The following is a 12,104-nucleotide window of genomic DNA, read 5'->3' as shown; positions in this document are numbered from 1 at the left end:
TTGGGCTTAGCCGTTGATGCTCAGCAGTTGGCTGGCGGTTTTGTCGTTGGTTTCGGCGGTTTGCAGCAGGCGCATTTGTTGCTCAAACTGGCGCGAGGCGGCAATCAAGCCCACCATGCTTTCCACCGCATTCACGTTAGAGCCTTCGGTGGCCCCGGACAGCAGGCGCGCGTTGGCATCGTTGGGCAGGGGGTCGCCCGAGACGGGACGGAACAGGCCATCGTTGCCGCGTTTGAGGGGGTCATCGGCGGCTGGCGTGGCCAGTTTGATACGGCCAATGGCGGCAGGGGGTTGGTTGCCGGTTTTGGCGGTCAGGGTGCCATCCGAGCCTAGCGAGACTTCGGCCCCTTGGGGCACGTCAATCGGGCCACCGCCATCGGACAGCACGGCCAAGCCGGTGCTGGTGACCAGCTGCCCGGCGGGAGTGACTTCAAAGCTGCCGTTGCGCGTGTAGGCTTCGGTGCCATCCAAGCCCTGCACGGCAAACCAGGCATTGCCCACGGCCATTGCATCCAAGTTGCGTCCGGTGCGCTGTACGGGGCCGGGGGTTTCTACATGGCCGGAGGTGGCCTCTAGGGCAAACACGCGTGTGCCCGAGCCTTCGCCTTGGATGGGTACCGAGCGGAAGGTGGACATCTCGGCCCGAAAGCCCTGGGTAGAGACGTTGGCCAGGTTGTGCGACAGCACCGCCTGCCGGTGGGCGGCAGCGTTGGCGCCGGTCATGGAGGTGTAAATGATGCGGTCCATGGCGTTTCTCAGTAATCAGGGCAAGCGGGCTAAAGCAATTAACGCAGGTTGACGATGGTGGACATCGCTTGGTCTTGCGTTTTAATGGTTTGGGCGTTGGCTTGGTAGGCGCGCTGGGCGGTCATCATGTTGACCAGTTCGCCGGTCAAGTCCACGTTGGATTCTTCCAATGCCCCAGCATCAATACTGCCAAAGTTTCCGGTGTTGGGTTTGCCAAACATCGGCTCGCCCGAAACACCAGTTTCTACCCAGGCATTGCCACCAATCGGGGCTAAACCCTGTACGTTACGGAAGGTAGCCAAAGCTACTTGGCCTTCTACCCGTTTAATGCCATTGGAATAACTGGCTTGCACTTGCCCTAAATTGTCCACACTCACGCCCAGCAGCAGGCCTGCCGCATAGCCGTCTTGTTTTAAATCAGAGATAGCAAATTCATTGCCATATTGGGTGACTTTACTTAAATCCAAGGTAACGTTAAACGGTGCAGGTGCCCCTGTGTTCGGGTTGCTGGTTGGAGTGACAGATATGGTAATTGGGGTTGCAGGATCGGTAATTATTTTACCTTCTGCATCAAAACTAATGGTGGTTGCAATAGGTGCGCCTGCATCCAGAGAGGTATAGACATTCCACGTATTGGGGGTGGCTGTTTTTTCAAAATACAAATCTAATGGTGTAGCCACTCCTTGGCTATCGTAAACCTCTACAGAGGTTCCGTAGGTGTTGCGTGGCGTAGGGGGAACTGCTGGCACTGCAGCCGTCGGGGGGACTGCGGCTGGATCGGCTGGAATAGCAGGTGTACCAGCAGCATTGGTAGCGCGGGCATCAAGGTTAAAAGCTGCGGTAATTTCAGTAGTAGATTTTGCTGGAATGGCCGTACCCACAGGAAAAACCAGAGGTTCTGGGACGTTAGTTCCAGTGCCGTCGGGATTTATTTTATACCCCATGACATGAGACCTGTCATTGGTCATTAAATTGCCATCGTACAGCTTAAAATCACCCGCGCGGGTGTAGGCATTGGTGCCATCCGCTTGGCGTACAATAAAAAAACCGTTGCCACTGATAGCCAAGTCAAAATTATTACCCGAGTTGTTGCCCGTTCTGGTAATGGCCCCTGCCCTAAACTGCTGTGCAACTACTGCAGTTTGCACACCGTCTGCATTACCGCTGTTGCTGACACCCATCGCCCCAGCAATAATGGCAGCAAATTCAGCCCGTGAACCCTTAAATCCGGTAGTGTTGGCGTTGGCAATATTGTGGCCAATCACATCTAAGTTTTGCTTGGCTGCATTCAAGCCCGAAAGACCATGTTGAAAACCCATGATATGCTCCTATGACTGCGGTAAGCAGGTCGATAAAATTAAAGAATAGCTTTCAGTGCCGATTGCGTGGTGCTGCCGCCACGGGCCAGCTCCAATTGCAAGGCCCCATTGCTTAAACTGACGGCAGAGACTTGGTCCAAATTCAGGGCGGTGCTATTGACGGCTGTTTCGCCATTGGCGGCCAGCACCTTAAAGCGCAAGGGGCCGCTGCCTTCGTAGGCGGCGGCGTTCCAGCTAAAGTTGTGCTGGCCTGCGGGCAAGGCACCCAAGTCCACCGTACCCACTTCTTGGTTACCAGCATCCAGTACTTGCACCTTGACGCTGCTGGCCGACCCCTCCAACTCCACCGCACCAAAGCCTTGTTTCGATTCGCTGTTGAGCGCCAGTTGGTTGCCTGCCACCAGCACACTGCGGCCCACCATCGCTGTGCCTTGCATCAGTTGCTGGCTGGCAAACTGGCCGGCCAAACTTTCGACGGTGGTGTTGAGCTTTTCAATGCCGGTCACGGTGTTGATTTGCGCGATTTGCGAGGTCATCTGCGCGTTGTCCAATGGGTTCATTGGGTCTTGGTTGTTCATTTGCGCCACCAGCAGCTTTAAGAAGCGGTCTTGTTGGTCATTGGCGCTGTTGACATTGACGCTGTTGGTGCTGCCGACACCGCTGGCTGCTGTGCTGGCCGTGGTCGAGTTGATGGTGGTGCTCATGGCGGGGCGCTTTCTTCAGACGAGGGGCAGGGCGGCTTATTGGCCCATTTGCAAGGTTTTGAGCAGCAGCGATTTGGCTGTGTTCATGACTTCGACGTTGTTTTGGTACGAGCGCGAGGCTGAAATCATGTTCACCATCTCTTCCACTGCATTCACGTTGGAGTGGTTGACATAACCTTCGGCATCGGCCAATGGGTGGCTGGGGTCGTGGATGCGCTTGCCGGGGGCATCGCTTTCTTCAATCGCCTTGACGCGCACGCCCGCCGAGCTGTCCGGCCCCATCGGGGCGGTTTGGAACACCACTTGGCGCGCTTTGTAGGCTTTGCCGTCGGGGCCAGCTACCGCCTCGACGTTGGCCAAGTTACTGGCTACTACGTTCAGGCGTTGCGATTGGGCGCTGATGGCACTGCCCGAGACGTTAAAGATGGAGAACATCGACATACGAGGAATCCTTTATCCAGTTCACTGGCCTTGGATGGCACTGAGCAGGGTTTTCGCGCTACCGTTGATAAAGCGCAGCGTGGCCTCGTAGCGCACCGAGTTATCGACAAAGTTGGCACGTTCGCGGTCCAAATCGACGGTGTTGTTGTCCACACTGGGCTGGGTTTGTACGGTGTAGCCCAAGGCGGCTGGGTCTGGGCCGATGCGTGCTGAGTCCATTTGCACCGTGGGCAGGGCCACATGGGCGCTGTGGTATACCGGCGCTTTAGGCACTGGGGTTTGCTGGCCCAAAACCTTGCCCGAGCGCAAAGACTCTTGCAAGGTGCTGGCAAAATCAAAATCACGGCCTACGTAGCCGGGGGTATCGGCATTGGCAATATTGCTGGCAATGGTGCGCTGGCGCTCGGCGCGCAGCAGCAGCGCGTTGCCCTGAAATTGAAGTTGCCCAGTTAGTTTGTTGATCATGGCGGTGCCCTTTGCCGTTGCCGTTTTGCCGTGTGGTTGACCTAAATTGGCCTAGTGCGTTTGCCTAGTGCGCCACTGCCACGCAAAAGGGGCTTGGGCGTGCAGCAATTATGAAAAGAGCGCCCAACGCTGAAGCAGCAAAGAAAGCGGGTTTGTTTGGGCAGTTTGGGCGATTGCATGCTGGCAAAACAGCGATAGTGGCCATTCATGGCACCCAACCATCCCCAAAATCCCAAGAAAGTAGATGCTGATGCTTATTTCTCTGCTGGCCACGCAGGTGCGCCGCTGGCTGTGCTGGGCTTGTGTAGGCTATGCGGCCGCGCTACCGCTGGCGCACGCGCAAGCACCGGGCAACATCGAAGAGACCATGCGCCAGTGGATAGAGCAAACCTTGCAGCGCAATGGCCAAGCCAGCACCGGTGTGGCAGCCGCTTTGCGTATGGAAGTGGAAGTAGGTCAGCTGGACCCGCGCCTGCGCTTGGCCCCTTGTGAGCGCATCGAGCCTTATTTGCCCACCGGCACGCGCCTGTGGGGGCGTAGCCGTTTGGGGTTGCGCTGTGCCGTCGGCCCAAGCCGCTGGAACGTGTTTTTACCCATCACCATCAAAGCCTATGGCCCCGCTTGGGTACTGACCGGCCCAGTCGCTATGGGGGCTACCTTGTCGGCCACCGATGCCATGCCCTCTGAGGTGGACTGGGCCGCCGCTGCCGATAGCGTGCTGGCTGAGCCAGACCAATGGGTGGGCAAGGTGGCAGCGCGCTCTTTGGGCGCAGGGCAAGCACTGCGCCAATCGATGCTGCGCGCACCACGTTTGTTTCAGGCCGGGGCGCAGGTGCGCGTGGTGTCGCAAGGGGGCGGTTTTGCCATCAGTGGCAGTGGCCAAGCCATGACACCCGGCGGTGCCGGAGACTCGGTGCGCGTGCGTATGCCCAATGGCAAAATCATTACTGGCACCGTCAATGCAGAGGGCATGGTCGAGACGCAATTTTGAGTCGCTGCTGTTTTGTACCCATTTTGTGCCCCTGAGTGCCCAGCTGGCTAAAGTATCAGCCCCATGCGCCGATAACAGCTGCACTATGCCCCAGCAATGGCAAGGGGCCTGTGGAGAAAACAACATGAAGATAGGACAGCAAGCGGAGTTGCCCAGTGCCGTGGCACAGGCGCGGGCAGCGCCGGTCGCCGAAGGGGTGACCAAAGGTGCCGCAGCAGCGCAAACGGCGGGTATGCCAGCTACGGTCAGTCTGTCGCGTGGTGCCCGCGAGTTGGAGTTTGCCGGGCGTGCGGCCACAGAGTTTGATACCGAGCGCGTCAAGGCGATGCGTGCAGCGATTGCCGATGGTAGGTTTCAAATCAATGCCGGAGCGATTGCCGACCGGTTGCTGTCTGATGCCCAAGATGCGCTGGCTTTGCCACCTGCATACCAAGGCTAAGGGCCGGGTTGCTGTGTCTGCCCGGTGTTGTTTTTATCTTTTTACTCATAGCCTACTACTGCCATGACTGCTTCTCCCCACCCCCTTCTTGAATCGGCTTTGCAGACGGTAGAGCTGCAATTGCAAGCCTTGTCGGCTGCACTGTTGGCACCAGACCCGCAGGCACTGCAAAATTGCAGCGAGCGGATGCGCCAAGTGTCGGTGGATTTTATTAAAGCCCTAGAGGGCTTGCGGGTGGTTGAAGTGACGCAAGGGCTAGAAGAGCGCATCCGGCAAATTCATGCTACCTTGTCATTGCAGCGCGATAGTCTGGCGCGTTTGGCGGCCTTGGCCGATCGGCAAGCGGCAGTGTTGTTGCCGCCAGCGCATCCTACGCATACCTACGGCCCCGCTACCAATGGAGCGGCACGTATTTACAGCGCTGCCGGTTGAGGGGCTGAAACAGGCGCGTTTGATTTTTTCAGTGGGCGCGCATTTTGGCGCGCAGGCGGGCAATGGCTTGGCTGTGCAATTGGCAAATGCGCGATTCGGTCACGCCCAACACGGCGGCAATCTCTTTCAGATTCATGTCGTGTTCGTAGTACATGCCCATCATTTGCTGCTCGCGCTCGGGCAGTTGTTCAATCGCTTGTACCAAAGCACCGCGCAGGCGCTGGCTACGCAACAGGCTGGCGGGGTCGGCCTGCTGGTCAACCAAGTAGCGGTCTAAAAAATCATCGCCGTCGCTGGCACGGCCTTGGCCCCGGCTCAGGTCTTCGAGGTAGAGCAACTGGGTGCCGCGCACTTTGCCCAGCAGCTGTTGGTATTCTTGCAGTTCCATGCCCATCTCCTGCGCTATTTCTGATTCCAGCGGCGCGCGGCCTAAGCTTTGCTCTAGTCGGTGTATTGCCCGTTCGATGTCTTTTTGGCCCTTGCGTGCGCCGCGCGACATCCAATCGCCACTGCGTAGCTCATCGAGCATGGCCCCACGGATGCGCTGGGTGGCAAAGGTTTCAAATTGCACGCCTTGGCTGGCTTCGTAGCGCGAGAGTGCCTCGGTCAGGCCAATCATGCCCACCTGCACCAAATCATCGAGTTCTACATTGGGCGGCAGCTTGGCCAGCATGTGACTGGCCAGCCGTCGCACCAAAGGCAGGTATTGGCGAATCAGGGCCTCGCGGTCAAGCTGGCCTTTGGCGGTGTACATCACTGCGGGTCAAGGTCAGTGGCTTTGGAACAGGTGCGAGGCAGCCGAATGGGTGGCCCATTGGCCGCTGTGCCAAGCCAGCGCACTGGGTGTGCTGATGGTGCTGGCGCTGTCGAGCAGCAACAGGGCTAAGCGTTGCATATCGGCAGCGCTGTTTTCTGGCAGCAGGGTGCCGCGCAAGCGTTGGCCTAAATGGTGCGCTACGCAACGCTCCAGCGCTTCTAGGCTGGTGCGCGCTTGTTCGGCTTTTTTGCCACTGGCGTGCGGGCTAAGGTAAGCCACCATGCTGGGCAAGTTAGCGTGCAAAGCCAAGTGTTTGATTTGGCGGTAGCACTCCATCAGGGCATTTTTACCTGCTTTGGTAATCAGCAGCGGGATGGTGTTGCTGCCTGCCAGCAGGGGGGTGCTCATCAGCTCAATCGGGGCATAGAGTACGACTACCGCATAGCGCCGAAAAATGGGCTCTAACTGGGCCAAAGTTTGTGCCGCTTCGCCTTTGCGTTGGGCCGTATTGGCCAAAGTGAGCAGGCCGAGCGCTGCTGGCACCACGGCCAAGGCCGAGGCATCGGCATGGACACCATGCACGCTGGCATCGGCCCACGGCGCATGGGTGAGCAGTTGCAGCAGGCCGGGGGCGCGGTCGGTCTCGATAGCGGTGGCATCGAGTACCACGACCGGATAGCCTAGGCGTTGCATATGGCCGCACAATTGCCACAGGGTGGCCAGTGTTTTGCCGCCATCGTCTTGGCTGGTCACGACCAGCAGGCGCAGTTCGTCTTGGGGCTGCTGGCATTGCAAACCCATACCTTGGTGGAAATGGGTGTCAAGCATGGCCGGCCATTCCTTCTTGGGCAAACGAGGCGGTAGGCCGGGTAAAGAAGAAGTTTAAATCAGCCACTTTAGGCTCAAAGGCCGAGCGGTTGGTGGCGCGCATCGACAAAGCTACCAATTTTTTGGCATCGGCGGCTTCCCAGTCTTCGGGCACGCGCTGGCCGTTGGTGACGCCGCGCAGCACCATGCGGTTGCGAATCAGGGCATCCAGTGGTGGGCCGAGTTTGACGGCCTCATCCACTTTGGACAAGATGGCCTGCTGTGGCCCCCGGCTCTTGAACGAGGCAAACACATCGTCCAAGGTATCGCCGTGGCTGCTGGCATTGACCACCAACAGGCGCTTGATGTCGGGCAAATCCAGCACATCGAGCATGTCGCGCTTGCGTGGGTCACGGGCGGCTACGCCGGTGGTGTCAATCAGCACCAATTTTTTTCCACTGAGCAAGCCGAGCAAGTCTTGCAGTGCGGCTTGGTCGTGGGCCAAGTGGGCCACGACACCCAACATGCGGCCATAGGAGCGCAGTTGCTCGTGGGCACCAATGCGGTAGGTGTCCAGGGTGATCAGGCCCACACTGGCAGCGCCGTACATGCGCGCACATTGGGCGGCCAGTTTGGCGCTGGTGGTAGTTTTACCCACACCGGTAGTACCGACCAAAGCATAGATACCACCTTCTTGCGGCAGGCTTTCGGTTTCGGCATCGGTTTTCAGGTTGCGCTCTAGCACTTCCATTAACCAACGCACGGCATCGCCCGCGTTAAAGTTTTCGGGCAGGCGCTCTAGCACGGCACGCGCCAAGGTGGGCGAGTAACCGGCACCAATCAATTTGAGCATCAAGTTCGATTGGATGGGGTTCTGTTTGGCTTGGCCCAACCAAGACAGGGTATTGAAGCGCTCCTCAATCAAATCCTTCATGGATTGCAGCTCGGCCATCACGCCTTCTTGGCGCATCGGGGGCGGTGCTACTTTGGCAGGGGCGCTAGGCTCAGGGTTGCGCCGGGTGGCAATCGGCTGGGCGACACGGGCCAGCGGTGCTGGCTCTGGTGCGATGGCATCAAACGCTGGCGGATAAAAGGGGGTTGCTGCTGTGGGTGCTGGTGCCGCTGGCATGGGGGGGGCGCTGCGCTGCTCGTAGGCGGGGTTGCTGCGGACGGGGGCAGGCTCGGGGCGGCGCATGGCCACTGGGGGCGGCACTGCGGCGGACAGCATATCGTCGTCATCCTCATCCAAAGCGCTGTCGTGGCCTTGCAGGGCTTCGTGGCGGCGGCGCAACATGCGTTCGCGCACGTAGTCTTGGAAAGACAGGGTGCTCATGGCCAGCTGCTCGGTGTCTTCGTGAATGGGGTTGCGCTCTAACACCGGCTCACGCGGCATGGCGGGCTGCTGTGCTGCGCTGTTGGCCGCCGGGCGCAGTGGGGGCACTGGCCTCAGGGGGGCGGTGGCCGCAGGAGCCGCACGGGGCGATTCTGCCGGTTCAGTGGCTTGCTGCTCTAAGGAGGTTAAAGATTCTTCTGCCGTGGCCACTACTTCCACCCCGTCGGGGGTGCTGCGGTTGGACAAAATGACCGTGGCATCTCCAAAGGTCATGCGGGCCTTGGCCAGTGCTTCGCGTGCCGTGGCTGCGTAAAAGCGTTTGATGTTCATGCCGATGCTCCTTTGAGAATGGGCCCAATACGAATGGTGTGGGTTTCAGGGATTTCGCTGTGTGCCAGCACTTGTAGGCGTGGGGCCACGCGCCGTACCAAACGGGAAATAGCGCTGCGGATGGTGTCGGGCACCAACAGGCAGGCAGGCAAACCGATTTCTTCTTGCTTGAGGGCCACTTCAGCAGCACGCTGCGTCAGGATGTCAGCCACACCGGGGTCCAAGGAGGGGCCATTGGCGTTGGCCAAGGCTTGTACCAACAGACGCTCTAAACCGGGTTCGATGGCAATCACGCTCAATTCGCGTGTAGGGCCATAAATTTGTTGCACGATGGCGGGCGACAGGGCAATACGCACCCGTCGCGCCAGCTCTTGCGGATCGCTGATGCTGCCGGCGTGTTCGGCCAGTGTTTCGATGATGGTGCGGATGTCGCGGATATGCACCGATTCTTCGAGTAACAATTGCAACACCTTTTGGAACGTTGTGATCGAAACCATTTTCGGGATCACCTCTTCTATCAATTTGGGGGCCAGCTTGGCAACATGTTCCACCAATTGCTGCGTCTCTGTGCGGCTGAGCAATTTGGCGGCTTGAACTTGCATCAAGTGTGACAAATGTGTCGCCATCACGGTTTCCGAATCAACCACGGTAAAGCCTGCCATTTGTGCCGCTTCCTTTTGCTGATCGTCGATCCAGTGCGCGGGCAAACCAAAAGCCGGGTCGGTGGTGGGGGTGCCAATCAGGGGTGTGGTAATGCCGCCGGGGTTGATGGCCAAGAACATGCCGGGGAAGGCTTCGCCCTCGCCCACCACCACGCCGCGCAAAGTCAAACGGTAGGCGCTGGGCTTGAGTTCGAGGTTGTCGCGCACATGCACGGGCGGCGGCAAGAAGCCGACCTCTTGGGCAAACTTGCGCCGCACGCCTTTGATGCGCGTGAGCAAATCGCCTTGGCGGTTTTTGTCCACCAGGGCAATCAGGCGGTAGCCCAGCTCCAAGCCGAGCAAATCGACCGGTTGTAAATCGTCCCAAGTGGCATCGGTTTCTGCCGGTGTGGCCGCAGCAGCGGGTGCTTCGGCGGGGGGCGGCGCTTTGGCGCGTTGCAGCAGCACCCAAGCCCAATAACCCATTGCCGAGCCGACACCCAAAAATACCAAGTGCGGCATACCGGGAATCACGCCCAGCAAAATCAAAATGCCCGCCGTAATGCCCAATACGCGCGGCGAGGTAAACATCTGGTGCACAATTTGTTGGCCCATGTCGGTGTCTTTGCCCACGCGCGAAATCACCATTGCGGCGGCCACCGAAATCAACAAACCCGGAATCTGTGCCACCAGCGCATCACCGACGGCCATCAAAATGTAGGTATCCGCTGCCTTGCCAGCCGATAGGCCGTGTTGCAACATACCAATGGCAAAGCCACCGATGATGTTGATGAACAAAATCAGGATACCGGCCACGGCATCGCCGCGCACAAACTTAGAGGCACCATCCATCGAGCCAAAAAAGTTGGCTTCTTCACCCACTTCGGCACGGCGGCGCTTGGCCTCTTTTTCGTCAATCAGGCCAGCGTTCAAGTCGGCATCCACCGCCATTTGCTTGCCGGGCATGGCATCCAAGGTAAAGCGCGCCGACACTTCGGCAATGCGCTCGGCCCCTTTGGTAATCACGATAAAGTTAATCACCACCAAAATCGCAAACACAATCAGGCCGACGGCAAAATTGCCACCAATCAAAAAGTGGCCAAAGGCTTCAATCACCGCACCAGCGGCGCCGGGGCCGGTGTGGCCTTCTAGCAGCACCACGCGGGTGGAGGCTACGTTGAGCGACAAGCGCATCAGCGTCGAGAGCAACAGCACCGACGGAAAGGCCGCAAAATCCAGCGGCTTGAGCATGTAGGCTGCCACCATCATCACCATCAGCGCTACGGCAATGTTGATGGTAAAAAACACATCCAGCATCCAAGCCGGAATGGGCAACACCATCAGCGCCAAAATGGCCACCACCAACAGTGGGGCCGCCATGCCTTGGGCAGCGGCGGCACTGTTGCCCGCCCATTGGCGGGCAGAATTCACAGAAAGGCTCATGGGGTTGCTCCTTGCTGGGTCTTGCGGTTCAGCGGATCGAGTTCGGGGGGCACCGGCAGTTCGGGCAGCTCGTCGGGCATCGGGCCTTCGCCGCGCAAGGCAGCTTTGAGGCGATACACATAAGCCAGCACCTGGGCCACGGCGGTGTACAGGGTGTGCGGAATGGGTTGGTCTATCTCGGCGTGGGCATACAGGGCGCGCGCCAACATGGGCGATTGCAAGACCGGAATGCTGTGCGCTTTGGCGACATCACGAATCGTCATGGCAATCAGGTCGGTGCCCTTAGAAATCACTTGGGGGGCCATCATGCCGCTGTCGTACTTCAGGGCCACGGCGTAGTGGGTGGGGTTCATCACGACAAAATCGGCCTTGGGCACGGCCCCCACGCTGGCCCCATCGGCAATTTCGCGCTGGCGCTGGCGCTGGCGGCCTTTGGTTTCGGGGCTGCCCTCGGACTCTTTATGCTCTTGCTTGACTTCTTGGTGCGACATCTTCAGCCGGTCTTTGAAGAAGAAAATTTGCAGCGGCACGTCAATCATGGCGGTCAGAAACACCACCAACAGCAGCATCGACATGCCACCCGTCAGCCAACGGGCCACATAGCCAATCGAGTCTGCCGAAGGCTGCAAAATCAGGGCGGCCATCTCCTCGATGCTGTTGCCCATGTATTTCCAGGCCACAAAGGTGAGAATGGCCGTCATTAGCACCATCTTGGCGACGTTGGTCATTTGCTGTTTAGAAAACAAATTGCCAATGCCAGAAATGGGATTGAGCCGGTTAAATTGCGGCGTAATGGGCTTAAAGCTCCAGACCCAGCCGCCCGAGGCCACGGCACTGAGTAGGGTTGCGGCGCTGGTCAATAAAGAAAAAACAATGCTGGCCACCACGCCCACAATCACCATCTGTTGCAAGCGCTCTAGCATCTGTGCGGGCGTGCGTACTGTGGTGGCATCAAACACAAACTGGTGGCTCATCTCCAGCTGCATCCGCTCCATCAGCATGGGAGCCAGCATCAACATGCTGGCCGCGCCCATGCCCAAAATGGCCAAATGCGATAAATCGCGCGAACGCGCCGCCTGCCCGTCGGTGCGGGCCTTCTGGAGCTTGCGCTCGGTCGCGGGAAGGTTGCGGTCTTGGCTCGATTCCATGATGGCATGACAGGGATAGTCACGCCATTGTCGTCAGCAGCGGCCAAAGCTAAAGCCCGATAAACGGGCCAGTGGCCCCGCTTATTCGGGCTGTAGAGGCAGCGCAG

Annotated in this window: 13 protein-coding genes; 3 read left to right on the top strand and 10 right to left on the bottom strand. The window is 58.7% G+C overall.

Annotated features, from left to right (window positions below):
- Positions 1–6 precede the first annotated feature (6 nt).
- Genes PHX60_RS01270 through flgB form a run of 5 tightly spaced genes read right to left on the bottom strand, consistent with a single transcriptional unit; the run spans position 7 to position 3,676 of the window.
- On the bottom strand, positions 7–747 hold the full coding sequence (locus PHX60_RS01270; RefSeq protein WP_300073545.1) for a flagellar basal body rod protein FlgF: 741 nt from the start codon (positions 745–747) through the stop codon (positions 7–9).
- Between the two features lie 38 nt (positions 748–785).
- Positions 786–2,066 (bottom strand): flagellar hook protein FlgE, encoded by a 1,281-nt coding sequence (gene flgE, locus PHX60_RS01265; protein ID WP_300073542.1) that lies wholly within the window; start codon positions 2,064–2,066, stop codon positions 786–788.
- A 38-nt stretch (positions 2,067–2,104) separates the two neighbouring features.
- The gene (locus tag PHX60_RS01260) at positions 2,105–2,770 is read right to left on the bottom strand and encodes a flagellar hook capping FlgD N-terminal domain-containing protein (protein ID WP_300073540.1); all 666 of its coding nucleotides are present in this window, start codon (positions 2,768–2,770) and stop codon (positions 2,105–2,107) included.
- Positions 2,771–2,806: 36 nt separating this feature from the next.
- A complete protein-coding gene (gene flgC, locus PHX60_RS01255) occupies positions 2,807–3,211 on the bottom strand; it encodes a flagellar basal body rod protein FlgC (protein ID WP_300073537.1) in 405 nt (134 codons plus the stop codon).
- A 21-nt stretch (positions 3,212–3,232) separates the two neighbouring features.
- Positions 3,233–3,676, bottom strand: a complete 444-nt coding sequence (gene flgB / locus PHX60_RS01250; RefSeq protein WP_300073535.1) for a flagellar basal body rod protein FlgB — start codon at positions 3,674–3,676, stop codon at positions 3,233–3,235.
- 250 nt (positions 3,677–3,926) lie between these two features.
- Here flgB and flgA point away from each other — a divergent pair, with 250 nt between their 5' ends.
- The 3 genes from flgA (at position 3,927) to PHX60_RS01235 (ending at position 5,538) form a co-directional block, all read left to right on the top strand.
- Positions 3,927–4,667, top strand: coding sequence for a flagellar basal body P-ring formation chaperone FlgA (gene flgA, locus PHX60_RS01245; RefSeq protein WP_300073533.1), 741 nt, complete (start codon positions 3,927–3,929; stop codon positions 4,665–4,667).
- A gap of 85 nt (positions 4,668–4,752) precedes the next feature.
- On the top strand, positions 4,753–5,106 hold the full coding sequence (gene flgM, locus PHX60_RS01240; RefSeq protein WP_300073530.1) for a flagellar biosynthesis anti-sigma factor FlgM: 354 nt from the start codon (positions 4,753–4,755) through the stop codon (positions 5,104–5,106).
- Positions 5,107–5,169: 63 nt separating this feature from the next.
- Positions 5,170–5,538: a hypothetical protein gene (locus PHX60_RS01235; RefSeq protein ID WP_300073527.1), complete on the top strand. Its 369-nt coding sequence runs from the start codon at positions 5,170–5,172 to the stop codon at positions 5,536–5,538.
- Positions 5,539–5,566: 28 nt separating this feature from the next.
- Here PHX60_RS01235 and PHX60_RS01230 read toward each other — a convergent pair whose 3' ends face one another.
- Genes PHX60_RS01230 through PHX60_RS01210 form a run of 5 tightly spaced genes read right to left on the bottom strand, consistent with a single transcriptional unit; the run spans position 5,567 to position 11,997 of the window.
- Entirely contained in the window at positions 5,567–6,292 is a 726-nt protein-coding gene (locus PHX60_RS01230; RefSeq protein ID WP_300073618.1) for an RNA polymerase sigma factor FliA, read from the bottom strand.
- 15 nt (positions 6,293–6,307) lie between these two features.
- A complete protein-coding gene (locus tag PHX60_RS01225) occupies positions 6,308–7,123 on the bottom strand; it encodes a hypothetical protein (RefSeq protein WP_300073524.1) in 816 nt (271 codons plus the stop codon).
- Positions 7,116–8,765, bottom strand: coding sequence for a flagellar biosynthesis protein FlhF (gene flhF, locus PHX60_RS01220; RefSeq protein ID WP_300073521.1), 1,650 nt, complete (start codon positions 8,763–8,765; stop codon positions 7,116–7,118). Before flhF ends, PHX60_RS01225 begins: the two co-directional genes overlap by 8 nt.
- Entirely contained in the window at positions 8,762–10,849 is a 2,088-nt protein-coding gene (gene flhA / locus PHX60_RS01215; protein ID WP_300073518.1) for a flagellar biosynthesis protein FlhA, read from the bottom strand. The genes flhF and flhA overlap by 4 nt, the downstream gene beginning before the upstream one ends.
- Positions 10,846–11,997, bottom strand: a complete 1,152-nt coding sequence (locus tag PHX60_RS01210; protein WP_300073516.1) for an EscU/YscU/HrcU family type III secretion system export apparatus switch protein — start codon at positions 11,995–11,997, stop codon at positions 10,846–10,848. Before PHX60_RS01210 ends, flhA begins: the two co-directional genes overlap by 4 nt.
- Positions 11,998–12,104: the final 107 nt, after the last annotated feature.

The sequence above is a fragment of the Giesbergeria sp. genome (assembly GCF_028686475.1).
GTDB lineage: Bacteria > Pseudomonadota > Gammaproteobacteria > Burkholderiales > Burkholderiaceae_C > Simplicispira.
This window is presented reverse-complemented; position numbering and strand designations above follow the sequence as displayed.

Bases quoted from the DNA above. Each gene is read 5' to 3' on its own strand.
- PHX60_RS01270 (WP_300073545.1), bottom strand. From the start codon at position 747: ATGGACCGCATCATTTACACCTCCATGACCGGCGCCAACGCTGCCGCC.
- flgE (WP_300073542.1), bottom strand. From the start codon at position 2,066: ATGGGTTTTCAACATGGTCTTTCGGGCTTGAATGCAGCCAAGCAAAAC.
- PHX60_RS01260 (WP_300073540.1), bottom strand. From the start codon at position 2,770: ATGAGCACCACCATCAACTCGACCACGGCCAGCACAGCAGCCAGCGGT.
- flgC (WP_300073537.1), bottom strand. From the start codon at position 3,211: ATGTCGATGTTCTCCATCTTTAACGTCTCGGGCAGTGCCATCAGCGCC.
- flgB (WP_300073535.1), bottom strand. From the start codon at position 3,676: ATGATCAACAAACTAACTGGGCAACTTCAATTTCAGGGCAACGCGCTG.
- flgA (WP_300073533.1), top strand. From the start codon at position 3,927: ATGCTTATTTCTCTGCTGGCCACGCAGGTGCGCCGCTGGCTGTGCTGG.
- flgM (WP_300073530.1), top strand. From the start codon at position 4,753: ATGCCCCAGCAATGGCAAGGGGCCTGTGGAGAAAACAACATGAAGATA.
- PHX60_RS01235 (WP_300073527.1), top strand. From the start codon at position 5,170: ATGACTGCTTCTCCCCACCCCCTTCTTGAATCGGCTTTGCAGACGGTA.
- PHX60_RS01230 (WP_300073618.1), bottom strand. From the start codon at position 6,292: ATGTACACCGCCAAAGGCCAGCTTGACCGCGAGGCCCTGATTCGCCAA.
- PHX60_RS01225 (WP_300073524.1), bottom strand. From the start codon at position 7,123: ATGCTTGACACCCATTTCCACCAAGGTATGGGTTTGCAATGCCAGCAG.
- flhF (WP_300073521.1), bottom strand. From the start codon at position 8,765: ATGAACATCAAACGCTTTTACGCAGCCACGGCACGCGAAGCACTGGCC.
- flhA (WP_300073518.1), bottom strand. From the start codon at position 10,849: ATGAGCCTTTCTGTGAATTCTGCCCGCCAATGGGCGGGCAACAGTGCC.
- PHX60_RS01210 (WP_300073516.1), bottom strand. From the start codon at position 11,997: ATGGAATCGAGCCAAGACCGCAACCTTCCCGCGACCGAGCGCAAGCTC.